The organism is Gordonibacter pamelaeae (genome assembly GCF_003340385.1).
Classification (GTDB): Bacteria; Actinomycetota; Coriobacteriia; order Coriobacteriales; family Eggerthellaceae; genus Gordonibacter; species Gordonibacter pamelaeae.
Window position 1 is genome coordinate 294,411 of the sequence record NZ_PPTS01000002.1, and the last position, 23,845, is coordinate 318,255.

The following is a 23,845-nucleotide window of genomic DNA, read 5'->3' on the forward strand; positions in this document are numbered from 1 at the left end:
CAGCCCCTTTCCGGGCGTCGTTTCTCGAATGCGTGCCGCGCGCCTCGGCGGCGCCTATCCCTGCTTGACCTTGCGCGCTATGCGGTCGGCCACCGACATGTCCTCGCGCTTGTCGCCGCCCCAGAACACGACGGCTATCATGCCCGGCCCCACATGCGAGCCGATGACGGGCCCTATGCTGCTCTCCAAGAACAGGATGGAGTCGTCCACCTTGCCCAGAGCCTCTTTGAGGCGCCCCACGTCCTTCGGGCAGTCGGCGCCCGCCACCACCACGCACTGGCCGGGAACGCTCTCCGCCACGCGCTTCTGGTAGTACTCGGCCAGCTGCTTGATGCCCTTCTTGCGGCCGCGCGCCACGCCCGCCAGCGACAGCTTGCCGTCCGGCGCGATGGTGAGCATGGGCTTCACGTCCAGCTTGGAACCCGCATAGGCCACCGAGCCCGGGATGCGCCCGCCGCGCCGCAGCGCATCCAGGTCCTCCACCATGAACTCGGCGTCCACGAAGTAGCGGGCTTCCTCGGCCCATTGGGCCAGCTCGCGCGCCGTCAGGCCCTTGTCGCGCTGGCGCAGCGCCTCGTGCACCAGCAACCCCTCCGCCACCGAGGCCAGGTGCGTGTCCACCAGGTAGAGCTCCGCATCGGGATGCTCGGCCATGATCTGGCCGTGCACGAGCACGGCCGCGTCGAAGCTGCCGGACAGCCCGCTTGAAAAGCTCAGGTACACGGTGGGCACGCCGCTCTCGACGGCTCGCTCGAAGGCTGCGCGGAACACCGGCACGGGCACCTGCGCCGTGGTGGGCTCCTCACCGTCGCGCATGGCCTGGTAGAAGTCGTGGGCGCTCGATGCGCGGTACAGGTCGTCGGCGTGCTCCCCGTCGCTCATGACGTAGGGGAACTCGATGAGCTCCACCCCGTCGCGGTCGACTGTCTCGAACGGCAGGTCACAGCACGAGTCGATGATAAGGTTGCAGGAATGCGGCATAGGGGCGTCGGCCTCCTTGTCGAATACGGTTTCGTCCATCGGGCGGGCCGGCACGCTCACGACGTGCACAGGCGCGCCTGCACCGGGGCCGTGAGCTTGCCGGCCAGCGCGCTCGCGCACTCGTAGGCGATGCCCACCGCCGGCCCCACGTGCAGGCCGATGACGGGGCTCACGGGCAGCACCGGCACCGTGCGGCCCAAGAGCGGCTCCACCACCTCGTGGGCCCACGCCACGGCCGGCGTCTTGTCGCCGATGTAGTGCACCACCACGTTCTTCAGCCCGTGCTTCTCCACGTCGTCCTTGAACGTGGCCAATATCTTCTCCAGTGCCTTCTTGCGCGTGCGCACCTTCGCGAGGGTTGTGGCCTTGCCGTCGCTCACCGTGAGCACGGGCGAGAGCTGTATGAGGTTGCCCAGAAGCGCCGCCGCGTTGCCGATGCGCCCGCCCTTCTGAAGGAACGTAAGCGTCTCGGGCGTGAACAAGAAGCGCGTGGACTCGATGCCCTTCAGCACGGCGCGCGTGCAGCCCTCCAGGTCCTCGCCGGCCGCGCGGGCGGCCACGGCGTCGAACACCGGCCACGCCTCGTCGTAGCCGCACGAGCTGGAGTCCACGAGCGCGTAGGAGAAGCCGATGTTGCGGGCGGCCACGGCGCGCGCGGCGCGCACCGCGCCCTCGTAGGCGCCCGAGAGGCCCGTGGAGATGAACACGCCCAGCACCTCGTCGCCTGCCTGCGCGGCCTCCTCGAACACCGCTTCCAACGCAGCCTGCGAGGGCTGGCTCGACGTGGGGATGTTGTCGACCATATCGTAGATGTCCGCGTAGAACGCGTCCAGGTCCATGTCCGCATCGGCCAGCTCGCGGCCGTCGCGGTTCACGTAGAGCGTTATGACGTCGATGCCCGCCTCCCGCGCAGCGTCGGCGGGGATGGAGGCGACCGAATCGGTGAGTATCTTGATCATGGCACGTTACCTTGGGCTAGGGCGCACGGGGCGCGAGGTTATCGTTCTCCCATTAAACTACGCGATGCCGCGCATGCGGGCAACCAATTCGCGGCGGCGCTCAAAAAGACCATATTCGAGGCCCACAGGATAGGTATGCGGGTTCAGCATGCGCTTCTGGCTCTCGTCGAGCAGCGCGAGCCCCTTCTGCGCCCGCGCGCGCGCCGCCTGCGCGTCGCGCCCGGCGGCGTCGAGCACCGTCCTGCCGTCGCGCGCCAGCGGCTCGAGCAGCGTCTTGGAGCACAGCCCCGCAAGGTTCTTCTGCCTAAGATCGTCGGCGGGGTCCACGATCACCTCGCGGCTCTGGTCGCCCGGCGCGTTCACGTCGAACACCATGTCGCCGGCCAGCCGCCCGTTGTCGCAGTAGAAGTAGCGCCGCACGTCCAGCACGCCGGGCGTGGTGAGCTTGCCCACGGACTCCGAGATCTTCAGGCGGTCCGTCCACTCCCGCTCGCCCGGCTCGCGCGTGGCCGACAGCTTGTACACGCCGCCCAGCGTGGGCTGGTCGTAGGCGCAGGCCAGCTTCGTGCCCACGCCCCACGACATCACCTGGGCCCCCTCGTCGCGGATGGACTGGATGGTGAACTCGTCCAGGTCGTTCGACAGCACGATGCCGCAATCGGAGAGCCCCGCCTGGTCCAGCATGCGCCGCGCCATCTTCGCGAGCCATGCGAGGTCGCCCGAGTCGATGCGGATGCCGGCCAGGCGCTCGCCCCGCGCGCGCATCTCCAGCCCCACGGTGATGGCGTTTCTCACGCCCTGGGCCACATCGTAGGTGTCCACGAGAAGGATGCAGTTCTTCGGAAACGCCTCGGCGTAGGCGCGGAAGGCGGATATCTCGTCGGGGAACGACATGACCCACGAATGCGCATGCGTGCCCGACACGGGGATGCCGAACAGCTTGCCGGCCAGCACGTTGGAGGTGGACGCGCAGCCGCCCACCACGGCGGCGCGGCTCGCCCAGAGGCCGCCTGCCGCGCCCTGGGCGCGGCGAAGGCCGAACTCCGCCACGGGCGCCTGGGCCGCCTGGCACACGCGCGCCGCCTTCGTGGCGATGAGCGTCTCGAAGTTCACGCAGTTCAGAAGCGCCGTCTCGATAAGCTGGCAGTCCATGATGGGGCCGCACACGCGCACGATCGGCTCGTGCGGGAACACCACCGTGCCCTCGGGCACCGCGTCGATGTCCACGGACAGGCGGTAGCCGGCCAGGTAGTCCAGGAACTCCTGCTTGAAGAGCCTTCCACCGCCCGGCGCGTCGAGCGACGCCAGGTAGGCGCGGTCTTCCTCGGAGAACGCGAAGCCCTCCACCAGCTCGGCGAGCTGGGCCATGCCGCAGGCCACGGCGTAGCCGCCCTTGAACGGGTAATCGCGAAAGTACATATGGAAGCACGCCTCCGTGGCGCCCTTCCCGCTTTCCCAGTACCCCTGCGCCATGGTGATCTGGTACAGGTCCGTGAGCAGCGCGTAATCGAGCTTCAATGCATCCTCCTCAAGCATGCGGCGTTCCGTCAGCGTTCCGGTGCCGGCAGCGTCCCGGCGGCACCGCCAAGGGTGCGGGCCGCCTCCCCGAGCATCCGGCTACTCGGCCTTGCCGCCCGCGGCGCCACCCTGGCCCTCCTGCGGGCCGCCGGCCTTGTGGCTGCGGCGGCGCGCCCGGCGGTGTCCGCCCTCGCCGCCCGGCGCGGCCCCGGGAGCGCCCGACGCGGAGGCCCCGGCGCCCTGCTGGCGCAGGCCGGACGAGCGCTGGCCGGGACGCGGGCCCTGCTTGGCAGCGCCCTGGCCGCCCTTCGCGCCCTGCTTCTTGGCGTTCTTGTCCGCGCCGCCGCGGCCGCCGCCTGTCGGCGCGCCGCCATTGCGTCCCTGGCCGTTCTGGGAGCCGGAGCCCTTCTTGCCGCCGTTGCCGCCGCCCTGGGCGCCGCTGCCGCCCTTCTTCGAACCCTGCTTCTTTCCGCCTCCGGAGGCCGTCGCGCCTCCCTGCCTCGGCTTGCGCTTGGACGGCGACTCCTCGGTCGTCGCAGGCTGGGCCGTGCCGTCGGCCGCCACCTTCGTGGAGCGGCGCCGGCGCGGCTTGCGCGACTCGTTGCCGGAGCCGGCCGAGCCGCCGCCCGTTCCCGCACCGGAACCGGAGCCCTTCCCTGCGCCGCCGCGGCCCTTCGAGCTGCCCTTGCCTCCCGACCCCGTGCGGCGCACGGCCTTCGGGTCGGCCAGCTTGTCGGACCCGGTCAGCTGCGAGGTGGCGAAGATGGAGCTCTCGCCCGCCACGCCGATCACCGCCTGAGTCGTGGCCTCGTCCCAGGCGTCCTGCCCTACGCGGTTCGGGCGGTTGCTGCCCTCGTCGGGCGGCTCGAAGTCCGCGAGCGGCACCTTCACCGGCTTCTCGCCCTCCACCTTGAGCGACACGATCTCGCGCGGCACGTCCAAGTCCACGACCTTCGCCATGCCAGCCGGCGTCTCCACCTGCGAGTTCTGCTTCGGGGCACGGCTTTTGAAATCCTTGTACGCGTCGAACTCGTAGCGCAAACAGCACATGAGGCGGCCGCACACGCCTGATATCTTCTGCGGGTTGAGCGAGAGGTCCTGCTCCTTGGCCATGCGGATGGACACGGGGCAGAACTCGCCGCCCAGGCGCTTGCAGCACAGCTCCTGGCCGCAATGCCCCAGGCCGCCCACCATGCGGGCCTCGTCGCGCACGCCGATCTGGCGCATGTCGATGCGCACGTGGAAGTGCGCGGCCAGCTTGCGCACGAGCTCGCGGAAGTCCACGCGCTCCTCGGCCTCGAAGTAGAACACGGCCTTGTCGCCGTCGAGCAGGAACTCCACGGACACCGGGTGCATGTCCTCGCTCGCCTCGGCCGCCATCTGCTTGAACACGGGCAGCGCTTCCTCCGAGCGGCGGCACATCTCCTCTGCGCGGGCGACGTCCTCTTCGCTCGCGAGGCGCTTCACCGGCTTGAGCGCGGTCTTCAGCTTCTTCACCTGGGCCTCGTCGGCCTCGAACACGTCATCGGCCATGCGGCCGAACTCCAGGCCGCGCGCCGTGGACACCACGACGGGGTCCTCCTTCTTCAATTCCAGGTCGCCCGGGTCGAACCAGAGCGTCTTGGGGTTGTAGGCGAGCCTGATGGGCGCTATGCGAACCATTGCCGATACCTCTCTATCTCACGGCCCCGGCGCCCGCGGGCGGGCGGGGGCGGTAGAGCGCGTCCCTTGTTTCGAAGAGCAGCGCGTCGATGCATGTCTCAGGGGATACATTATACGAGATGGCCTCGTCGCAGCGGCGCACGGCCGAAAGCGCGGCGGCCACGCGGGCCTCGTCGGTGGCGCGTGCGGCGTCCTCTATCGCGCCGCGGGCGTCCACGTTTATCACGAGCTCGGGCGTCTCGGCGCACACGGCCAGCACGTCGCGCAGCCACGAGCGGATGATGGCCGTGAGCTGGCGCAGCGACTCGAGGCTCTTCGCCGTCAGCTGGCGCTTGTTGCGCGCCTCTATCTGGCGGATGGCCGACTTCGCCAGGAAGTCCGCGTTCTCGGCCAGCTCCTCCTCCTGCGCGGCGCGCACGACGTCGAGCGGGGCCTTCGCCAGCACCACGAGCTCGCCCGCCTGGCCCACGAGGTCCCAGTCGTCGGCGTTGCGCAGCAGGGCCAGCGCCTCGAGCACGCGGGCGCGGAACGCCAGGCGCTCGTTGGACTTCAGGAACTCGATGCCGCGCGTGATGGAGCCGTCGCACGCCTCGATGGCGATGCGGGCCTTCTCCCGCGACGCGCCCGTGTTCTGCGCCAGGATGCCGGCGGCCTCGCTGGCCGGGATGTGGCGGAACGGCACCACCTGGCAGCGCGACAAGATGGTGGGCAGAACGCTCTCGCGCGTGCGGCCCAAGAGGATGAGCACCACGTCGGACGGGGGCTCCTCCAGCGTCTTCAGGAAGGCGTTGGCCGCCTGGACGCCCAGCAGGTCCACGCGGTCGAGGATGTATATCTTGCGGTCGGCCTGGATGGGCGCGAGCACCGTGTCGGCCGCGATGTCGCGGATTTGGTCCACCAGGTAGCCGCCGGCGCCCTCGGGCGCGAAGTAGCGCACGTCGGGGTGCTTCTTGCGCTTGACGCGCCGGCAGATGTCGCAGGCGCCGCACTCGCCGCCCCGTGGGCCGTGGGGGCCCTTCGGGCACAGCAGCGCCTGGGCCAGCGCATAGGCGGCCATCGTCTTGTTCGAGCCGGCCGGGCCCGTGAACAGGTACGCATGCGTCACGCGCTCGCTCGCCACGCTCGCGCGAAGGAACTCGCGCACCTGCGGCTGCCCGAGTATGTTCTCGAAGGCGTCGGCCACGGCCTACCTCCCCTGGCCCTTGCCGCGCGGGGCGCCGCCGTCCAAGCCCTGCGAGGGCTTCCCCTGCCTGGCCCGGTCGCCGCCGTTGCGGCCGGCTTTCGCTCCGGGGTTGCCGCGGTTGCCGCCCTTCCCCTTCGCGCCGCCCTCGGCGCCGTTGCGGGTGCCGCCGCTGCCACGGTTGTTGCCGTTGCTGCCGCCGCGATGGCCCGAACCGCCGCGCGCTCCTTGAGGGCGCGGGCGGCGCACGTCGAGCGGGGCGAAGTACGACGGGTCGTCCACGACGTCCGCCATCCAGGGGAAGAGGTCGGCCAGCTCGCGGAACACGAGCTCCGACGTCCGCGACTTCCGCGCGGCCGACTGCACCACGCGCACGCGGTCGGCGTGGGCCCGCGCGATGTCCAGGAAGCCCTCGTTCACGCGCGTGTGGAACTCCTCGCCCGCCCGCTCCAGCCGGTCGGCGCCGCGGTGCGTGGCGCGCGAGAGCCCCGTGCGCGCCGAGCCGCCCGTGGTCAGCAGGATGGTGCGGTCGGGCGAAATGCCCTGGCAGGCGAACGCGTTCGCCTGCCCCACGAAGGCGGCGTCCAGCCCGCGCCCGTGCACCTGGTAGGCGATGGTGGAGTCCGCGAAGCGGTCGCACAGCACCACGGCGCCGCGCTCGAGCGCCGGGCGGATGACCTCCGCCACGATCTGCGCGCGGGCGGCCTCGTAGATGAGCAGCTCGGCCTCGTCGGAGAGGTTGTCGTTCTTCGGGTCCAGCACCACGGCGCGCAGCTCCTCACCCACGGCGGTGCCGCCGGGCTCGCGCAGGCGCACGACCTCGCGGCCGCGTTCGCACAGCTTCTCGGACAGGAAGCGGATATGCGTCGTCTTGCCGGCGCCCTCGCCGCCCTCGAACGTTATGAAGATGCCGCGCGGGGCATCGTTTTCGGCAAGTTCCTGCGTCACGGTGTCTTTTCGATCCTAACGGTCAGCGCCGGAAGCGGCGCGCTCAGGCGAGGTCGTACACGTCGCGCCCCTGGACGTCCACGCCCACGAACACGGGGAAGTCCACGACCTCGATGCGGCGCAGCGCCTCGGTTCCCAAGTCGTCGTACGCCACCGTCTCCGATGATGCCACGCACTTGGCCAGGTAGGCCGCAGCGCCGCCGCACGCCACGAAATAAACGGAACCCGTCTCGCGGCAGGCGTCGCGCACCTCGGCGGAACGGCGCCCCTTGCCCACCGTGGCCGCGACGCCCGCGCGGTGCAGCGCCGGGGCGGCGAAGTCCATGCGGCTGGCCGTGGTGGGCCCGACCGCGCCGAACGGCCGGCCGGCGGCCGCGGGCGTGGGACCGGCATAGAAGATGGCCTGGCCGTCCAGGTCGTAGGGCAGCGTGCCGTCCGCGGCCTCGAGCTCGGCCATGAGGCGCACGTGCCCGGCATCGCGCAGCGTGTACAGGGGGCCCGTGAGCAGGCACGCGTCGCCCGCATGGAGCTCGGCGAGCCGCGCGCGGTCGAGAGGCAGGGACAGGCGGACAGGCTCGCCGTTCATCGCGCGCCCCCTTCCGCCGCAAGGTCGATCGTGCACCGGCGCATGGCGGAGCATCCCATGTTGATGGCGAGCGACAGCGCCGCGATGTGGCAGGGGGCCGTGGCCACGCGCACGGCGAGCGCCGTCGTCTTGCCGCCGAGGCCGCCGGGGCCCACGCCCGTGGCGTTCACGGCCGCGAGCAGCTCCTCCTCGAGCGCGCGCACGCGCGGGTCGGCCGCCGGCTCGTCCACCGGGCGCATGAGCGCCCGCTTCGCAAGGCCCGCCACCTTGTCGAACGTGCCGCCGATGCCGACGCCCACCACGAGCGGCGGGCAGGCGTTCGCGCCCTTCTCGCGCACGCAGCGCGTAAGCTCGTCCACGATGCCCTGCTTGCCGGCGCCCGGCACGAGCATGACCACGCGGCTCGCGTTGTCCGAGCCGCCGCCCTTCAGCATGAGGTGCAGCCGCGCCGCGCCCGGCTCGTCCACCGGATGGATGTCGCAGAACGCGGGGGTGTTGTCGCCGGTGTTCGCGCGGTCGAGCACAGCGTCGCGCACCACCGACTTGCGCAGGCGCGCCTCGTCGTAAGCGCGGGCCACCGCGTCGTCCACGTCGGCGAGCACGTCGCCGCGCACGAGCACGTCGGGGCCTATCTCGAGGCTCGCCCACACCGTGCCGGTGTCCTGGCAGATGGGCACGCGGTCCTCGCGTGCGATGCGCGCGTTCTCCGCCAGCTGGTCGAGCACGGCGCGCCCGCGCGGGTTGTCCTCCGCGGCGCGCGCAGATGCGATCCCCGCCTCGATGTCGGCCGGCAGCTCGCACGCCAGCCGCGGGATGGCCGCGTAGACGGCGTCCGCGACCTGTGATTTCGTGATGATGGTTTCCATGGGGATGAATTATACCGCAACCCGCCCGATCCGCCTCCCACGTTGCCGGGACGTGCCTGCAAGGATCCCGACCCGAGCGGTCACTCCAGGTGGAACAATTCCTCCACGGTCGTGCCGAGCTCGCGGGCGAGGCGCAGGGCGAGCGGCAGCGTGGGGTCGTACTTGTCGTTCTCCACGGCCACGATGGTCTGGCGGCTCACGCCGCAGCGCTGGGCCAGGTCCTCCTGCCGCAGGCCCAGCGCTTTGCGCAGGCGCTTGATGTCGTTGCGCATGGTGCCGCCCGCTTACGCCGCGTACAGGGCGAAGAAGCCGGCGAAGAACGTCACCAGCGCCACGCCCAACGCGCCCACGACGATGCGCACCGTCCGGTTGGGCTCATGGTACTCGTCGTCGCCCTCCACCATGCGGCGCTTCATGGACTCCTCGGAGAAGCCCTGCGCCAGCAGCACGGCTATGAGCACGAGCGTGGGCAGCATGTCGTGCGCGCGCCCCGCAGCCACGTACAGCACCAGGTTGACGAGCGTCCATGTCGCCAGCAGCAGGACCGCGAACTTGTACCCCAGCGATTGGGACTTCGTCCTGATCGACTTCTCCATCTCGTCCATGATCGGCTCCTCTCGTAAAAGTAAAGAACTCTTGACATTTCGCAGTATGCCTCGTTCATGTCAGAATGTCAAGAGTTCTTTACTTTTTTGCGATGCGCCTAAAGCGGGAGCACACCTCGAAAACCCTTACACCATACCCTCTTTCACTAAGGCTGAACCGGGCCGCGCCGCCCCCCGTGGCCATACGGGCGCCCAACGCCACGGCAACCGGAGCCTGCCGACGTGAGCAAACCGCCCCCGCACGGCCTACCATGATCCTCCGCAAGCATCCGCATCACGCGAGGAGGATCCTATGACCACCATGATGAAGGCGATGGGCATATCCCGTTACCACCAGAAGCAGCTGGAGGAGTTCGTGCTGCCCATCCCCGCCATCGCGCCCGACGAGGTGCTCGTGGAGGTGCATGCCGCCAGCGTGAACCCCGTTGACTTCAAGATCCGCGACGGCGTGCTTCGGCTGCTCATCGACTACCGCATGCCGCTCGTCCTGGGCTTCGACTTCGCGGGCACGGTCGTCAAGACGGGCTCTCAGGTGACGCGGTTCAAAGTGGGCGACGAGGTGTACGGCCTGCCGCGCCGCACCATGGTGGGCACGTTCGCCCAGTTCTTCGCCGTGAAGGCCGAGGGCATCGCGCTCAAGCCGAAGAACCTCGACTTCGAGCAGGCGGCCTCCGTCCCGCTCGTGGGCCTGACCACCTACCAGGCGTTCAACGAGCTCATGGGCCTGCGATCCGGCGAGCGCATCCTCATCCAGGCGGGCGCGGGCGGCATCGGCACCTTCGCCATCCAGCTGGCGAAGGTCATGGGCGCCTACGTGGCCACCACGGCGAGCGAGCGCGGGCGGGCGCTGGTGGAACGGCTGGGCGCGGACGAGGTCATCGACTACCGCGCCGTCGACTTCTGGAAGGTGCTCCACGGCTACGACTGCCTCTACGACGTGTTCGGCGGCAAGAGCCTGGACGAGGGGTTCAAGATCCTGCGGCGCGGCGGGCGCGTTGTGTCGCTCAACGGCACGCCCAACGCGCGCTTCGGCAAGGCGCAGCACCTGGGCTTCTGGAAGACCGAGGCCTTGCGCGCAGCGTCGCTTCCCCTCACCCTGCGCGAGAAGTGCTACGGCGTGACGTACAACATGATCTTCGTGCGGCCCGACGCCCGCCAGCTCGCCGTCCTGGCGGGGCTCTACGAGGAAGGCCGCCTCGTGCCCGTCGTGGACAAGGTGTTTCCCCTGGCCGAAGCGCAGCAGGCGCTCGACTACTCGCAGTCCGGCCGCGCCAAGGGCAAGATCGTCCTGAAGGTGAGGTGAGGCCGCGCCCGACCCCAGCGCGTTTCGAACAGGCCGGAGCGCGCTACTTCACCACGAAGTCGCCCGGCAGGCGCGGGGCCGTGCGCGGGTAGGACACGGCGGGGTAGCCGAGCAGCAGGCACATCTGCAGCGGCTTCTCCCCTGCCTCGAGGAACGCGCGCACGGCGGGAAGCTCCTCGGAGGCGCGGCAGAGGTAGCCGTTGAACAGGACGCCCAGGCCGAGCGAGGCGGCCATGAGCTCCATGTTCTGCGCCGCCAGGCCCGCGTCGTCGGCGCGCTCGGCGGCCACGTACGCGACGGCCGGCGCGTCGCGGAACAGGAAGTCCTGCTTGCCGGCCTGCGCGTCGCGCAGGAACGGCTTGTAGAGCTTCGCCCAGCGCGGCTTCTCCTCGGCCGGCAGCGCGAGCAGATCCCCGATGCCATCCCACACGAGGCGCTTGAGCTCGGCGAGGCCGTCCTGCACCACGATGAACCGGCAGCCTTGCGCATTCTTCGCCGTGGCCGTGTAGCGACCTGCCTGCAGCACGAACTCGAGCTCTTGGCGTCCCACCGGCTCCGGCTTGAACGAACGGACGCTGCGACGCGACTTGATGGCGCGCAGGAGGTCGGCGGCGTCGATCGTCTCGCCCGCCGGCGCAGACGGCTCCACGTCGGCCATGTCGTAACCCGGAATGGACACCGCCGCCGTCGGGCAGACGGCCACGCAGTGCCCGCACAGGATGCAGCGGCCTTTCACGCGCGCCGTCCCATCCTCAACCAGCAGGTTCGACCCCACGCAGTCGGCAACGCACCGCCCGCACCCGATGCAGCGCTCGGCATCTATTTCGATCAGCATGAACATCCTCCTTGAAAACGGAAGCGCCCGACACGGGCGCTTCCCCACTGTCCCACGCCCCCTCTTTGGCGCGGGGGCGGCGTGCGGCCGGCTAACGCACGCCGCGCCGATTCGCCAAGGACGCGTCAGGCCATCGGCGCGGCGCAGGACGCGCGCATCCCGAAGCCTTCCTCCGCGCCCGAAGGGCAAGTGGAGCTAGGACTGAAGAAAGGATTGGAAGCGGGCGTCGTAGGGGGTGCAACGCGGAATGCCTGGTGCAGGACAACTGGCACAGGATTGGGATGCGGGATGCACGACACGCATCCCAATCCTTCGCCGCGCCACTTCGCACTTACTCCGGCAGGTTCGCCAACCCCGCGCGCACGCTGTCCGCAGACGCGCGCAGCGCCGCGAGCTCCTCGTCGTCGAGGTCGAACTCCACGACCTCCTCCACGCCGTCGCGGCCCAAGCGCACGGGCACGTTCATGTAGAGGTCGTCGATGCCGTACTGGCCGTCGATGTGCGCGCACACGCTCATGATCTCGTGCGTGTCGCCCAGGATGGCCTCCACCATCTTGGCGATGGACGCGCCGGGCGCGTAGTAGGCGCTGCCGGTCTTGAGGTGCGCCACGACTTCGGCGCCGCCCTTCACGCAGCGCTGCACGACCTCGGCCACGGCCGCCTCGTCCATGAGCTCGGTGATGGGGGTGCCGTCCACCGTGGTGAAGCGCGGCCAGCACACCATGCCCTCGCCGTGCGCGCCCACGGCCCACGCCTCCACGGCCGCCGGCTCGCAGCCGAGCTTCTCGCACACCGCGAACGACAGGCGCGAGGAGTCCAGCACACCGCCCATGCCCATGAGGCGCTCCGCCGGCAGGCCGCTCTCGCGGAACGCCAGCGTGGTCATGACGTCGAGCGGGTTCGTCACGCAAATGAACACCGCGTTCGGGGACGCCTCCTTGGCCTGGCCGATCACCGACTTCATGATGCCGGCGTTCACGCCGAGCAGGTCCTCGCGGGTCATGCCGGGCTTGCGGGCGATGCCGGCGGTGATGACCACCACGTCGGAGTCGCGCGTGTCGGCGTAGTCGTTCGTGCCGGCCACCTTGACCGTGAACTTCTCCACGCTGCGCATGTGCATCATGTCGAGCGCCTTGCCCTGGGGCAGGCCCTCGGCCACGTCGATGAGCACGACGTCGGCCAGGTTCTTGGACGCGATGATGTGGGCGGCGGTGGCACCGACGTTGCCGGCGCCGACGATGGTTACCTTGGGCATGTGATTGCTCTCCTTCGAAGTCAGGTTCTGCGCCCCGCATTGTAGCGCCCCGCACTGCCGGCGGCGACCGAAAGGCGCGCATCTCCAGCGAAACGGCACGTCGCAGTTGGTGATGCGGAACCGCGAGGCACACTTTTCACCAGATTTCTGCACTCTGGCACTTGAGACTTCGCCGCAAGGAAACGCGATCAGGGGAAACGGTCAACGCTGATAGCCTGTCCGGCTTCACAGGTCGGAAAACCCGCCTTCCAACGTAAAAAACTGGTGAAAAGTGTGCGGCAAGAGCCCGAAGCCTTCGCCCGGCCGACCGGTCGATGCGCAGGTACAGGACAGCGCAGCCGCGGGGCTGCGCTGTCGAGGTCGGTCAGGGCCGACCAGACGATCGATCGGGAATCGGCCGCTAGGCTTTGTCGGAGGAATCCTTCTTGGCAGCCGGCTTCTTCGCGGGAGCCTTCTTCGCCGCGGGCTTTTTGGCGGGCGCCTTCTTGGCCGGGGCCTTCTTCACGGCCCCCTTCGCGCCCGACGCGCCCTTTTTCTCCTCGTCCTGCTCCTTGCCGGGGCAGTCGAAGTTGGGGCAGAGCTTCCAGGGCCCGCGCGCGGTGGTCACGATGACCATCGGCGCGCCGCAGTGCTCGCACACCTCGCCCGTGGCCTGGAGCGCGCCGTACTGCGGAAGCGGGTAGCCCACCCCGCACTCCTCGTAGTTCTCGCAGTGTATGAAGCGCTTGAGCGTGCGCGGGTTCTTCTGCGCCACGAGGTTCGCCTGCTTGCCCTTCTCCTTGCACACGGGGCACTCGCCCACGATCACGTCGGGCTCCTTGTTGGTGGAGCAGTTCGGGTCGATGCAGATGGTACGCGGCTTGCTGCGGAAGGCCGTCACCTTCACCTGGGGCATGCCGCAAGTCGGGCACGGCTCAGGCACGGACTCCACCTTGCCCTTGGGCAGCGGGTAGGTGACGTCGCAGTCGGGCCAGCCGGCGCAGCCGATGAACATGCCACGCGTCTTCTGGCTGGCGCGCAACTGCAAATCCTTGCCGCACTTGGGGCACGGGCCCACGTAGGCGTCGGCGGCCACGGCGTCGGCGAGCGCGTCCTTCACCTCCTCCGAATGCGGGAGGAGGCTTGCCAGCTGGTCGGACAGGAGGTTGCGCGACGTGTCCACCACCTGGGCCTTCGTGGTGCGGCCCTCGGCTATGTTGTCCATCTCCTCCTCAAGCTCGGCCGTCATCTCGGGGTGCGTGATGTGCGGCGCGAACTTGTCAAGCGCGTCGCACACCGCCATGCCCAGCTGGCTGGGCTCGATGGGGTCGTTCACGATGTACTTCACCGCGTAGAGGCGCTCGATGATGGAGTGGCGCGTGGACTTCGTTCCCAGCCCCAGCTTCTCCATCTCCTGGATGAGCTTGCCCTGGCTGTAGCGCGCGGGCGGCTCGGTCTGCTTCTTCGTGCAGACGGCGCCGTTGAACGCGATCGTCTCGCCTTCCGCGAGCGCGGGCAGCTGCTCGTCCTTCTTCAGGCCGTACGGGTAGATGGCGCGGAAGCCCGGCTTCGACAGCACATCGCCCTTTGCGACGAACGGCTCGCCGTTCACGTCGAGCGACACCTTGGTGCCCTCGACGACGGCCGCCTCGGATAGCGTGGCCAGGAAGCGCCGCGCGATGAGGTTGTACAGCTTGTAGTCGGCGGGCGCGAGGTCGTCGGGCGTGGCCTTGGCCGTGGGGTAGATGGGCGGGTGGTCGGTCGTCTCCTTCTTGCCGCGCGTGGCCTTGAGCTCGCCCTTCGCCAGGAGCTCCTTGCAGTAGGGCGCGTAAGCGGGGTTGCCGGAGATGGCGCGCACGGTCTCGGCGAGGTCGAGCGAGCTCGGGTACACCGTGTTGTCCACGCGGGGATACGAGATGTAGCCGTCCATGTAGAGGCTCTCGGCGATGCGCATGGTGCGCGCCGGCGAGAGGCCCTCGGCGGACGCGGCGGCCATGAGCGAGGTGGTGTTGAAGGGTGCTGGCGGCTGGACCGTGCGCTTCTTCTTCTCGACGCCCGACACGCGGGCGGTGGTCGCGCCCTCCACGTGCGCCATGACCGCGCTCGCCTCGGCCTCCACCTTGAAACGGGCCGTGGCGTGCGGGGCCTCGAAGGCGTCCGGATCGGTGCCGAACGCACCGCGGATCACCCAGTAGTCCTCGGGCACGAACGCCAGGCGCTCGCGCTCCTTCGCCACGATCAGGGCGAGCGTGGGCGTCTGCACGCGGCCCGACGAGCGCACGTTGCCGTAGCCGGCGAACTTCACGAGCGTGAGGTAGCGCGTGAGCACCGCGCCCCAGATGAGGTCGATGTCCTGGCGCGAGGCGCCGGCGGAGGCCAGGTTCACGTCCAGCTCAACCAGGTTGTCGAAGGCGTGCGTGATCTCCTCTTTCGTGAACGCCGAGTACCGCGCGCGCGACACGGGCGCGTCGGGGTTCACCTCCTGGATGCAGGAGAGCGCGTCGCTTCCGATGAGCTCGCCCTCGCGGTCGAAGTCGGTGGCGATGATGATGGAGTCTGCCTTCTTCGCCAGGTTCTTCAAGGAGCGGATGATCTCCTTCTCCTTGGGCTGCTTCTTGATGGGCGCGTACACGAGGTACGGCAGCGCGTCCATCTTCCAGGCCTTGAGCTCCACGCCGTCCTCGGTGAAGGGCTTCTTCTTCTTGAAGGGGGGCTTGGGCAGCGTCGCGGGCAGCTGCGCGGGGAAGGTCTCGCCCTCCTCCGTGACGCCCTGCCAGCCGCCGCGCTTCTTGTACACCATGGTCGGGGTGAAATCGGGCTCCAGGATGTGGCCGCGCAGGCCGATGGTCACCCACTCCTCGCCGTCCACGTCGAAGCGGTACACCGGCGTGGAATACACCTTGTCCGCCTTGGGTTTCTTGACGCCGAGCAAGTCGGCGATCTTCTGAGCCGCGTCGTTCTTCTCGGTTACCACCAGCTTCACGCGGTTCCTCCTCTTCTTCCGGCCGCCTCCCGCGGCCTGATCGCGTTCACACGATGCCCCATTCGTTTATTAACGTGTGCGGGGATGGCGCGCTCGGGCAGGCGCGGCCGCGGCAAGGCGGCGCGCGGCCCGTCGTCGGGCGCAACAGACGCCAGCATACACGATTTGCGGCGGTTGCGGCGAAAATTACGTATCTTGAAGCGAGTGCGGAACCAGCGGGTCGCGCAGCGCCGAGGGGACGCGGCGGCTTCGCGTCACACGAAGCTGATGCGCAGCTTCTTGCCAAGCCCCTTTGCCACCTGCTGCAGCGTCTTGAGCGTGGGGTTCGCGTTGCCGGACTCCAGGCGGGCGAACGCGCTCTGCCTCATGCCGCAGCGCTCTGCGAGCTCGCGCTGCGTGAGGTTCTGCTCGGCGCGCGCCAGCGTGATCGCGCTGATAATGTCGTACACCGGCTCCAAGCGCTCGTACTCGGCGGCGTACTCGGGGTCCTGCATGTACTTCTGATGGCTCCTGTCCAGATCATCCATTGTCAAACCTCTCTTCCCAATCGGCCTTGTAGGCAAGCGCGCGGGCGAGCTCCCTGCAAGGCGTCTTCCGCGTCTTCTTCACGAACCCGTTCGTCACGACGATGCGGTCGCCCGAAAAGAAGAAGTAGAACGACCGCGCGATGTCGTCGCCCTGCCTGCTGCGCAGCTCGAACAACCCGCCTCCCATGCACTTCGATTGCGGCTCGCGCAGCCTATGGGCCTCCTCGCGCAAAGCCCCGAGGTCGCGGTGCACCTTCGCGTTCAGCTTCGGGGGAAGCGATTCGAGGAACTCGTCCATGGGCGTCGTCCCGTTCGGCCTTCGGTAGAAAACAACCTCGAACTCTTCCATTTCTCCCCCTTGCGAGGGTACGAACAATATATAACATATATGTTATATTCGCAAGTACCATCCCGTCTTATACCCGTCTTGCCTTCTGCCGCCCATTCTCGCAATCCTCCTCCGATCATAGCGCCGACCTTGCGCGGCGACCGTGAGCCGACCGTCGCAAAACCGCGGGAACCTTGCGCGTTTCGCGCGATCCGGCCGTGCGCTTCTTGCGCGGCAGCCGCCTGTTTCTTGCCGAATCCTCGCACGATCGGCGCACGAATCTTGCGGTTTTCGCTCCGCTGCAGAAATCCCTGACGGCGTACTGCATGCCCGGAGGGACGCCGAACCGCTTCGGGAAATGCGATGGGGATTTCGTTACCGCGCGTTGGAGAAGCTGCGGGCGTTTCGTGAACCGGGCGATTCTCGGGTAGGCTATCCTTCGGGTAGGCCGCCGAACCACGACACCCACCGCCGCGCGCATCGACCACGAAACGCACCAGCGGCGGAACCGCCCGCAGCCGCGCGACCGCGCAGCAGCGCCGCACGGCGCACCGCACGCCGCGCAGGCCATCCAAACCGCAAGGAGGCACCTCATGAAGAAAGTCCTCGGAGCGCTTCTCGCCCTGCTCGCCGTCGTCGTGCTCGTCGGCGTGGGCGTCGTCGTGTTCTCGAACACCTCGCTCGGCCCCGTGAGCGATGCGGCGCAGGGCGCCAAGGCCGCCGTCGCGAACGCCGCCATGGACGCAACCGACCTCAAAGGCCAGGTGAAGAGCGCCATCGACGAACGCAAGGACGACATAGCCGCCGCAACCGGCCTCACGGCCGACCAGGTGGACGCGCTCGTGGCCGAGCTGGACATCGACAGCTGGCAGGCCGCCGCGCTGCCCGCGGGTGCCGTGGAGTCGGGCACCGTGGACGGGTCGTACGCGGGCATCGACGGCACCATCACCACCTACGACGACCCAGGCTACGTCACCATCTCGGCCTACGGCCAGAACGTCACCCTCGCCGTCCCCGAGAGCGCGCAGGCGTACCTGCCGTACCTGGCGCTCGCACAGTAGGTGTGACAAAAGGACGGGGATAATGTCACATTCCTCGACGCGGTACGACCCTGCGAAACTTCCAGGAATGTGACATTATCCCCGTCCTTTTGTCACACCCCTACGCCGTGCGCGCCTCCTTCAGGCGGCGCTGATAGGCGCGCACGATCTGCGAGAGCGTGAAGCACACGACGAAGTAGATGAGCGCCATGATGCCGAAGATGGCGAAGATCTGCACCGTCGAGTTGTAGCTGTTCATGAGTATCATGCCGCGGCCCATGAGCTCCTGCAGCGCCATGGCGCCCCAGAGGTAGCTCGTGTCCTTGATGGTGGTGACGAACTGCGACAGCAGTGCGGGCACCATGTTGCGCAGCGCCTGGGGCAGGATGATCAGCAGGTACGTCTGCACGGTGGAGAAGCCCTGCGACTTCGCGGCCTCGTACTGGCCGAACGGCACGCTCGCCAGGCCGCCGCGCACGATCTCGGCCACGCTCGCGCTGGTGAACAGCGTGAACGCGAGCACCGCCGCGCCGATGGGCGGCAGCTGCGCCACGAAGAACGTGAACATGATCCACAGGAGCAGCGGGGTGTTCTTGAATATCTCGATGTAGACCGTGGCCACGCCGCGCAGCACGCGGCTGTTCGACGTGCGCATGACCGAGATGACGGCGCCGAGCACCACCGAGCACAGGATGGCCAGCGCGGATATCAGCAGCGTCATGCCCAGGCCCTGCAGCAGGAATCGTATGTTCACCCAGGTGAATAGGGCGGCTATGTCGCTCATTTGCCCTCCCCTCGCTCGTCTTTGCCAAGGCCCTCGAGGCCCTCGCGCCGCAGGCGCTCCATACGCGCGGCGGCATCGTCGGCCGCGCGGGCGGCCATGCCGGCCAACGCCTCCATGTCCACGTCTTCGGGCACGACCGTTTCCGGCCCGCTGGACTCCCTCGCCTCCTCGTCGCCGCTGCGACGTTCGCGCCGAGCTTGGCGCGCGGCCGCATCCTCGCTCTCGGCGTCGAAGTCGGCCTCGTCGTGCGGCGCGCGCACGTGGGCGGGCCGCTCTGCCGGCGCGTCCAGCTCGCCGGGCACGTAGTCGTTGTCGAGGAAGGCCTCCGCTCCCAGCTCGGCCTCGTCGTGCGCGTCGGCACGTTGGCGATGCACCGTGCGCCCGCCCTCCGCGCCAGCAGCCTCGACGGGAGCACGTTGCGCATCGGCCTCCAACGCGGCGCCGCCGTCGACGCGCTTGCGCACGTCGCGGGTGATGCGGTCGCTCGTGGCCGTCTCGGCCCGCGAGGCCAAGGCCTCGTCGGCCTCCGGCGAGCGCCTCGCTCCCAGGTCGCGCACGCCCTCGGCCACGGCATCCGGCGACGCGGGCGCGGCGGCGCCGGCCTCGGCCTTGCCGGCAACCGTGCTCTCCACCCCGCGGCGGGCGGCCGCGCGGCGCTCCAGGCGGCGGTGAGCCTTCACGCGTCCGGCCTTCGTGCGCATCGCGCGCGCTGCGCAGGCCTCGTCGTCGCCGCATTCCTCGGCTATCTCCTGCGCTATCTCGCGGCCTATCTCGTCGGCGATCTCGGCGGCCACACGGCCGGTGTACGCCTGCTCCATCGGCCCGCGCTCGGCCGGGCCGTCCGCCTCGTCTCCCAGCACGTGCAGCGGGTGGCGCGGAGAGGGGGCCTGGCGGGCCGGGGCTATATCCACCGTCTCGAACATGGTGCCCACGCCGCCGGCAAGCGCGTCGGCCGCCGCGCGCCCGGTGATGTCGTGCGTGCCCGGCGTGACCTCGAGCGCATCCTCGGCCAGCTCCTCGGTCGCGTCGCCCGTGGACAGATGCCGGTGCGCGCGGGTGCGGCGCTCGAGGTACAGCGCCAGGCGCGACAGCGGAAAGCAGATGACGAAGTACAGCAGCGCCGCCACCACGTACACGGGGCCGTAGTAGCTCGTGGCGCCGGCGAACGAGTTCGAGAAGTACATGAGCTCGCCGCCCGCGATGAGCGCCAGCACCGAGGTGTTCTTCACGAGGTTCGCCGCCTGCACGGCCAAAGGCGGCATGATGATGCGGATGGCCTGGGGCAGTATGATCACGAACATCGACTGCCAGTACGAGAAGCCCTGGCTCTTCGCCGCCTCGAACTGCCCGCGATGGATGGAGCCGATACCGCTGCGCACCACCTCGGAGATATAGCCGCCATGGTAGATGCCGATGGCCAGAACCCCGATCCAGAACGCGGCGAGGGAGAACCCCAGCAGCGGGAAGATGGCGTAGAAAACGAACACCTGCAGAAGCAGCGGCACGTTCTGCACCACCTCCACGTACACGCGGGTCACCCAGCGCAAAGGCGCTATGCGCGACACCGACAGCACGCCGAACACGATGCCAAGCGCCAGCGCGATGACGAGCGCGAGCACGGAGATGCCCACCGTGGTGCCGAACGCGGCCAGGATGTCGGGCCAGCGCTGGAAGAGCGCCTCCCACTTGTAGGGCGCGAAGATGTCAAGCATCCTGCCCACCGTCCTTCCCGTCTCCGGCGGGCGCGTCGTCCACGAGCCCCCAGCGCTCCTGGAGCGAGCGCAGCGTGCCGTCGTCGGACATGGCGCCGATGGCGGCATCGATCTGGTCGGCCAGCTGGGTGTTCGACTTCTTCGTGGCCACGCCGTACTCCTGCGGCGCGAACTGCGCGTCCAGCAGCATGGTGGAATCGTCCACGTAGCCGTTCAAGATGGAGCGGTCCACCGAGAAGGCATCGACGCGCCCGGTGACGAGCGCTATCTTGACCTCGGGATACGTCGAGTACTCGGCGAACTTCATATGGATGCCGATCTCGTCGCCGGCGGCCGTCAGCTTGTCGCGCGTCGTCGCCGACAGCGCCACGCCCACGGTCTTCCCGTCGAGGTCCGCCAGGTCGGTTATGCCGGAGGACTTCTTCACCAGCACGCCGATGTGGTCGGTGTAGTACGGGCGCGAGAAGTTGTAGCTCTTCTTGCGCGCCTCGGTGATGGTGAACGTGGCCAGCGTCGCGTCGAGCGTGCCGTTGTCGAGCATCGCGCCGCGCGTGGTCACGTTCACCCCGGTCACCTGGAGCGCGTTCGGGTCGCCCTTGATGCGCTTGGCCAGCTCGCGCGCGATGTCCACCTCCATGCCCTCGATGTTGCCCGTCTCGGGGTTCTGGAAGCCGAAGCCCGGCACGTCGATCTTCGTGCCCACGCGCAGCACGTCTCCGTCGGGCGCGCAGCCCGCGAGGGCGATCGGACCGCCGGCCAGCGCGAGGCCGGCCACGGCCAGCGCCGACGTGCGAATGAAGGTGCGTCTCGTGATCATGGCCGCCTCACAGGATCTTCGACAGGAAGCTCTTGACGCGGGCGTTGTCGGTCTCGTCGAACAGGTAGTGCGGGGTGCCCTGGTCGACGATCAGGCCGTTCTCCATGAACACCACCGTGTCGGCCGCCTCGCGCGCCAGGCCCATCTCATGGGTGACCATGACGATGGTCATGCTGGTCTCGGCGAGCGACTTGATGACGTCGAGCACCTCCTGCACCATCTCGGGATCGAGCGCGCTCGTGGGCTCGTCCAGAAGCATGATCTTGGGATGCATGTTGAGGGCACGGGCGATGGCCACGCGCTGCTGCTGGCCGCCGGAGAGCTGGTCGGGATACTTGTCCACCTTGTCGGACAGGCCCACGCGGTCCAGATAGGCGCGGCCGTCGCGCTCGGCCTGCTCGCGCGGCACCTTCAGCACCTTGATGGGGGCGAGCGTCACGTTCTCCAGCACCGTCTTGTGCGGGTAGAGGTTGTAGCTCTGGAACACCATGGCCACGTCGCGGGCGAGGGCGCGTGCGTTCACATGCCGGTCGGCGAGATCCATGCCCTCCACCGTGATGGAGCCGGAGTCCGGCGTCTCCAGCCCGTTGATGCAGCGGATGAGCACGCTCTTGCCCGAGCCGGACGGGCCGATGACCACCACTTTCTGTCCCTCGTCGACCTCGAGCGACACGCCCCGGAGCGCCTCGACCGTTCCGAAGTTCTTGCGTATGTCCTTGACCGATATCGCGCTTCCCACCGTCGGAGCCTCCCGTTTCCCGCGTGAAAGGCCGCGATCGTCAGCGCGCCGCGGTCTTGCAAGATTTCATGACGAAGTGCATCGACCAGTCTAGCATGCACGTCATCGCCCCAGATGGCGGGTAGGTTACGGAAGGCTGACGATAGCGAAATCGGCGGGAATGCGCGCGAAACCGGCGCACGGCCTAGCGTGCGAACATCAGCCGCTCGCTGTTGAACATGCGCTGCAGCACGAGCACGCCGACGCCCGTGTACACCAGGTTGCCCAGCACGCACACGGCCACGTTCAGCGGCTGGAAGTCGAACGTGAAGATGCCGATCATGCACTGCACGGAGTTGTAGAGCGGCACGAGGTAGAACCAGATATCCTCCTGCGCACCGCCGCCGAACATGCCGAGGATACCTACGAGCATGACCACGATCATGAGCGGCGTCAGGTACATGCCCGCCTCCTTCGTGGTCTTGGCCAAGGCCGACACCACGGTGATGAGCATGACCACAAGCAGCGTGGTGGACACCACCACCAGCACCAGCAGCAGGTAGTCGGCCGGCCCGTACACGTTCATGTCCACCGCACCCTGCATGATGCCGGGCAGCCCCGCGAAGATGCCCAGCATGCTGGACGCGGCGATGGCCAGGCCGATAAGGGTGATGGCCAGCACCTTGCCGAGCGCTATGTCGCGCCGCTTGATGGGCGTGGCCAAGAGCGTGGCCATGGTGCCGCGCTCCTTCTCGCCGGCCACCGACTCCGCCGCGATGTTCATGCAGCTGGTGAACAACAGGATGAGCAGCAGCATGGGCACGATGGACACCACGAGCGAGCCGGCGATGTCGCGTTCCGCGGCCACGTTGTAGGCGCCTTGCCCCGCGTTCACGTCGAAACGGTTCGCCAGCGACGACTCGTAGGCGTCGAGCAGGCCGGTGAAGGCCGCGTACGCCTGCGACGAGTTGGGGTCGGTGGAGTCGTAGTAGACCTCCACCTGCGGAGCCGGCTCGCCCGATGCCGGGTCGTAGGCCGCCACGGCCTCGTCGAACCCGGCAGGGAACACGGCGAACGCCTGCACGTCGCCCTGCCCGATGCGCTCGCGCATCTCCTCGGGCCCGGGCAGGGCCGCCTCGTCGACCACGTCGATGCCGCCCTCGGGCGCCAGCGCCTCGATGCTCGCCGGCACGTTCACCGCGGCCACCACGGGGCGCTTGCCCTCGTCGGGCGAGAACAGGGAGCCCATGGCGTCGCCCATGACGGTCCACATGACGAAGATGAGCAGGCCGGGCAGCGCGATGGACACGAAGGCCGACGCCTTGTTGCTGAAGAACCTCGCCAGCTCCTTCTTGGCTATCGTAAGCACGTTGCTTCTCATGAGGCCTCCCCCACGCTCGCGGCGTACAGGTCGAAGAACGCGTCCTCGAGGGAGCGTCCCTGCGTGAGCTCCGGCAGGGTGCCGCTGGCCGCCATGCGTCCGCCGATGACGATGCCGGCACGGTCGCACACCTTCTCCACCAGGCTGAATATGTGCGTGGACAAGAGGATGGTCTTGCCCTGGCCCTTCAGCTCCGCCAGGAAGTCGGTCACGACCTTCGCCGTGAGCACGTCGAGGCCGTTCGTGGGCTCGTCGAAGATGATGACGTCGGGGTCGTGCACAAGCGATACCGCAAGCGACGTCTTCTGCTTCATGCCGGTGGACAGGTCGGCCACCTTCGTCTGCGCGAACCGGTCGATGCCGAAGCGCCCGAACAGCGCCTTTTTGCGCGCGTCGCGCACGGCCGGCTCCACGTGGTGCAGCTCCGAGAAGAAGTCGAACAGGTAGTCCGGCGAGAACGTCTCCTCCAGCTTGAGCTCGCTCGTCAGGAACCCGATGATGCCGCGCACCCTCATGGGGTCGTCCACCACGGAGACGCCTTCCACGAACGCGCTGCCCTCGTCCGGCTTCACGAGCGCCGCCAGCATGCGCAGCGTGGTGGTCTTGCCGGCGCCGTTCGGGCCCAAGAGGCCGTAGATCTCGCCGCGGCGCACCTCGAACGTGAGGCCGTCGACGGCGGTCTTCGTCCTCGCGTCGGTGCGCTCGAGCTTGCGCTGCTTGGCGGAGAGCCTGAAGGTCTTCCGCAAGTTCGTAACGGTGATGGCTGGTTCCATCGGCCCGCCTTTCGGAGTCGGATCGGAAACGGTTCCGCAACAGTGTAGCAGTCAGGGGGGGGGGGCAAGCATTTTTCTCACGTCGGCGAGGGCGGCTCCGCCCCG

At 68.6% G+C, this 23,845-nt stretch carries 23 protein-coding genes; 2 read left to right on the forward strand and 21 right to left on the reverse strand.

What is annotated here, in order from left to right:
• Window positions 1-54: 54 nt before the first annotated feature.
• The 10 genes from C1877_RS03905 to C1877_RS03950 all read right to left on the reverse strand — a co-directional run bounded on the left by C1877_RS03905 (window position 55) and on the right by C1877_RS03950 (window position 9,305).
• Window positions 55-981 carry a DegV family protein gene (locus tag C1877_RS03905; protein WP_041240313.1) on the reverse strand — a complete coding sequence of 309 codons (927 nt, stop codon included), beginning with the start codon at window positions 979-981 and terminating at the stop codon, window positions 55-57.
• Between the two features lie 56 nt (window positions 982-1,037).
• Window positions 1,038-1,940: a DegV family protein gene (locus C1877_RS03910; RefSeq protein ID WP_114568438.1), complete on the reverse strand. Its 903-nt coding sequence runs from the start codon at window positions 1,938-1,940 to the stop codon at window positions 1,038-1,040.
• A gap of 57 nt (window positions 1,941-1,997) precedes the next feature.
• Window positions 1,998-3,476 (reverse strand): nicotinate phosphoribosyltransferase, encoded by a 1,479-nt coding sequence (locus C1877_RS03915; RefSeq protein WP_181813785.1) that lies wholly within the window; start codon window positions 3,474-3,476, stop codon window positions 1,998-2,000.
• An 81-nt stretch (window positions 3,477-3,557) separates the two neighbouring features.
• The gene (locus C1877_RS03920) at window positions 3,558-5,120 is read right to left on the reverse strand and encodes a PSP1 domain-containing protein (RefSeq protein WP_114568439.1); all 1,563 of its coding nucleotides are present in this window, start codon (window positions 5,118-5,120) and stop codon (window positions 3,558-3,560) included.
• A 13-nt stretch (window positions 5,121-5,133) separates the two neighbouring features.
• The gene (locus tag C1877_RS03925; RefSeq protein ID WP_041239354.1) at window positions 5,134-6,303 is read right to left on the reverse strand and encodes a DNA polymerase III subunit; all 1,170 of its coding nucleotides are present in this window, start codon (window positions 6,301-6,303) and stop codon (window positions 5,134-5,136) included.
• A 3-nt stretch (window positions 6,304-6,306) separates the two neighbouring features.
• Window positions 6,307-7,248 (reverse strand): dTMP kinase, encoded by a 942-nt coding sequence (gene tmk, locus C1877_RS03930; RefSeq protein ID WP_181813786.1) that lies wholly within the window; start codon window positions 7,246-7,248, stop codon window positions 6,307-6,309.
• Window positions 7,249-7,291: 43 nt separating this feature from the next.
• Window positions 7,292-7,834, reverse strand: coding sequence for a FumA C-terminus/TtdB family hydratase beta subunit (locus C1877_RS03935; protein WP_114568440.1), 543 nt, complete (start codon window positions 7,832-7,834; stop codon window positions 7,292-7,294).
• On the reverse strand, window positions 7,831-8,700 hold the full coding sequence (locus C1877_RS03940; RefSeq protein WP_114568441.1) for a fumarate hydratase: 870 nt from the start codon (window positions 8,698-8,700) through the stop codon (window positions 7,831-7,833). The genes C1877_RS03935 and C1877_RS03940 overlap by 4 nt, the downstream gene beginning before the upstream one ends.
• Window positions 8,701-8,780: 80 nt before the next feature.
• Window positions 8,781-8,972, reverse strand: a complete 192-nt coding sequence (locus C1877_RS03945; protein WP_041239713.1) for a helix-turn-helix transcriptional regulator — start codon at window positions 8,970-8,972, stop codon at window positions 8,781-8,783.
• Window positions 8,973-8,984: 12 nt separating this feature from the next.
• A complete protein-coding gene (locus C1877_RS03950) occupies window positions 8,985-9,305 on the reverse strand; it encodes a hypothetical protein (RefSeq protein ID WP_114568442.1) in 321 nt (106 codons plus the stop codon).
• A 292-nt stretch (window positions 9,306-9,597) separates the two neighbouring features.
• On the opposite strand from C1877_RS03950, the gene C1877_RS03955 reads away from it, so the two are divergent.
• Window positions 9,598-10,608: an NADP-dependent oxidoreductase gene (locus C1877_RS03955; protein WP_220149890.1), complete on the forward strand. Its 1,011-nt coding sequence runs from the start codon at window positions 9,598-9,600 to the stop codon at window positions 10,606-10,608.
• A gap of 43 nt (window positions 10,609-10,651) precedes the next feature.
• Here C1877_RS03955 and C1877_RS03960 read toward each other — a convergent pair whose 3' ends face one another.
• The 5 genes from C1877_RS03960 to C1877_RS03980 all read right to left on the reverse strand — a co-directional run bounded on the left by C1877_RS03960 (window position 10,652) and on the right by C1877_RS03980 (window position 16,536).
• Entirely contained in the window at window positions 10,652-11,443 is a 792-nt protein-coding gene (locus C1877_RS03960; protein ID WP_114568561.1) for a nitroreductase family protein, read from the reverse strand.
• A gap of 331 nt (window positions 11,444-11,774) precedes the next feature.
• Entirely contained in the window at window positions 11,775-12,698 is a 924-nt protein-coding gene (mdh, locus tag C1877_RS03965; protein ID WP_114568443.1) for a malate dehydrogenase, read from the reverse strand.
• 400 nt (window positions 12,699-13,098) lie between these two features.
• Window positions 13,099-15,660 carry a DNA topoisomerase I gene (locus C1877_RS03970; protein ID WP_114568444.1) on the reverse strand — a complete coding sequence of 854 codons (2,562 nt, stop codon included), beginning with the start codon at window positions 15,658-15,660 and terminating at the stop codon, window positions 13,099-13,101.
• 254 nt (window positions 15,661-15,914) lie between these two features.
• Window positions 15,915-16,187, reverse strand: a complete 273-nt coding sequence (locus C1877_RS03975; RefSeq protein ID WP_114568445.1) for a helix-turn-helix domain-containing protein — start codon at window positions 16,185-16,187, stop codon at window positions 15,915-15,917.
• Window positions 16,180-16,536 carry a type II toxin-antitoxin system RelE/ParE family toxin gene (locus C1877_RS03980; RefSeq protein ID WP_114568446.1) on the reverse strand — a complete coding sequence of 119 codons (357 nt, stop codon included), beginning with the start codon at window positions 16,534-16,536 and terminating at the stop codon, window positions 16,180-16,182. Before C1877_RS03980 ends, C1877_RS03975 begins: the two co-directional genes overlap by 8 nt.
• A 572-nt stretch (window positions 16,537-17,108) precedes the next feature.
• On the opposite strand from C1877_RS03980, the gene C1877_RS03985 reads away from it, so the two are divergent.
• Window positions 17,109-17,576, forward strand: coding sequence for a hypothetical protein (locus C1877_RS03985; RefSeq protein ID WP_015540345.1), 468 nt, complete (start codon window positions 17,109-17,111; stop codon window positions 17,574-17,576).
• Window positions 17,577-17,676: 100 nt separating this feature from the next.
• On the opposite strand, the gene C1877_RS03990 is transcribed toward C1877_RS03985, so the two are convergent.
• From C1877_RS03990 to C1877_RS04015, 6 genes are all read right to left on the reverse strand, one after another.
• Window positions 17,677-18,339, reverse strand: a complete 663-nt coding sequence (locus tag C1877_RS03990) for an amino acid ABC transporter permease (RefSeq protein WP_015540346.1) — start codon at window positions 18,337-18,339, stop codon at window positions 17,677-17,679.
• Entirely contained in the window at window positions 18,336-20,051 is a 1,716-nt protein-coding gene (locus C1877_RS03995; RefSeq protein WP_114568447.1) for an amino acid ABC transporter permease, read from the reverse strand. The genes C1877_RS03990 and C1877_RS03995 overlap by 4 nt, the downstream gene beginning before the upstream one ends.
• Window positions 20,044-20,868 carry a transporter substrate-binding domain-containing protein gene (locus C1877_RS04000; RefSeq protein ID WP_015540347.1) on the reverse strand — a complete coding sequence of 275 codons (825 nt, stop codon included), beginning with the start codon at window positions 20,866-20,868 and terminating at the stop codon, window positions 20,044-20,046. Before C1877_RS04000 ends, C1877_RS03995 begins: the two co-directional genes overlap by 8 nt.
• A 7-nt stretch (window positions 20,869-20,875) precedes the next feature.
• Window positions 20,876-21,607 (reverse strand): amino acid ABC transporter ATP-binding protein, encoded by a 732-nt coding sequence (locus C1877_RS04005; RefSeq protein WP_041239717.1) that lies wholly within the window; start codon window positions 21,605-21,607, stop codon window positions 20,876-20,878.
• 184 nt (window positions 21,608-21,791) lie between these two features.
• Window positions 21,792-22,967: an ABC transporter permease gene (locus C1877_RS04010; RefSeq protein WP_015540348.1), complete on the reverse strand. Its 1,176-nt coding sequence runs from the start codon at window positions 22,965-22,967 to the stop codon at window positions 21,792-21,794.
• On the reverse strand, window positions 22,964-23,740 hold the full coding sequence (locus tag C1877_RS04015; protein ID WP_015540349.1) for an ABC transporter ATP-binding protein: 777 nt from the start codon (window positions 23,738-23,740) through the stop codon (window positions 22,964-22,966). The genes C1877_RS04010 and C1877_RS04015 overlap by 4 nt, the downstream gene beginning before the upstream one ends.
• Window positions 23,741-23,845: the final 105 nt, after the last annotated feature.

What these genes read in the sequence shown, in the direction of transcription:
- C1877_RS03985 (WP_015540345.1), top strand. Translation starts at nt 17,109, where the DNA reads ATGAAGAAAGTCCTCGGAGCGCTTCTCGCCCTGCTCGCCGTCGTCGTG.
- C1877_RS03955 (WP_220149890.1), top strand. Translation starts at nt 9,598, where the DNA reads ATGACCACCATGATGAAGGCGATGGGCATATCCCGTTACCACCAGAAG.
- C1877_RS03990 (WP_015540346.1), bottom strand. Translation starts at nt 18,339, where the DNA reads ATGAGCGACATAGCCGCCCTATTCACCTGGGTGAACATACGATTCCTG.
- C1877_RS03950 (WP_114568442.1), bottom strand. Translation starts at nt 9,305, where the DNA reads ATGGACGAGATGGAGAAGTCGATCAGGACGAAGTCCCAATCGCTGGGG.
- C1877_RS03960 (WP_114568561.1), bottom strand. Translation starts at nt 11,443, where the DNA reads ATGCTGATCGAAATAGATGCCGAGCGCTGCATCGGGTGCGGGCGGTGC.
- C1877_RS03935 (WP_114568440.1), bottom strand. Translation starts at nt 7,834, where the DNA reads ATGAACGGCGAGCCTGTCCGCCTGTCCCTGCCTCTCGACCGCGCGCGG.
- C1877_RS03975 (WP_114568445.1), bottom strand. Translation starts at nt 16,187, where the DNA reads ATGGATGATCTGGACAGGAGCCATCAGAAGTACATGCAGGACCCCGAG.
- C1877_RS04010 (WP_015540348.1), bottom strand. Translation starts at nt 22,967, where the DNA reads ATGAGAAGCAACGTGCTTACGATAGCCAAGAAGGAGCTGGCGAGGTTC.
- C1877_RS04015 (WP_015540349.1), bottom strand. Translation starts at nt 23,740, where the DNA reads ATGGAACCAGCCATCACCGTTACGAACTTGCGGAAGACCTTCAGGCTC.
- C1877_RS03920 (WP_114568439.1), bottom strand. Translation starts at nt 5,120, where the DNA reads ATGGTTCGCATAGCGCCCATCAGGCTCGCCTACAACCCCAAGACGCTC.
- C1877_RS03995 (WP_114568447.1), bottom strand. Translation starts at nt 20,051, where the DNA reads ATGCTTGACATCTTCGCGCCCTACAAGTGGGAGGCGCTCTTCCAGCGC.
- mdh (WP_114568443.1), bottom strand. Translation starts at nt 12,698, where the DNA reads ATGCCCAAGGTAACCATCGTCGGCGCCGGCAACGTCGGTGCCACCGCC.
- C1877_RS03945 (WP_041239713.1), bottom strand. Translation starts at nt 8,972, where the DNA reads ATGCGCAACGACATCAAGCGCCTGCGCAAAGCGCTGGGCCTGCGGCAG.
- C1877_RS03980 (WP_114568446.1), bottom strand. Translation starts at nt 16,536, where the DNA reads ATGGAAGAGTTCGAGGTTGTTTTCTACCGAAGGCCGAACGGGACGACG.
- C1877_RS03940 (WP_114568441.1), bottom strand. Translation starts at nt 8,700, where the DNA reads ATGGAAACCATCATCACGAAATCACAGGTCGCGGACGCCGTCTACGCG.
- C1877_RS03910 (WP_114568438.1), bottom strand. Translation starts at nt 1,940, where the DNA reads ATGATCAAGATACTCACCGATTCGGTCGCCTCCATCCCCGCCGACGCT.
- C1877_RS04000 (WP_015540347.1), bottom strand. Translation starts at nt 20,868, where the DNA reads ATGATCACGAGACGCACCTTCATTCGCACGTCGGCGCTGGCCGTGGCC.
- C1877_RS03915 (WP_181813785.1), bottom strand. Translation starts at nt 3,476, where the DNA reads ATGCTTGAGGAGGATGCATTGAAGCTCGATTACGCGCTGCTCACGGAC.
- C1877_RS03905 (WP_041240313.1), bottom strand. Translation starts at nt 981, where the DNA reads ATGCCGCATTCCTGCAACCTTATCATCGACTCGTGCTGTGACCTGCCG.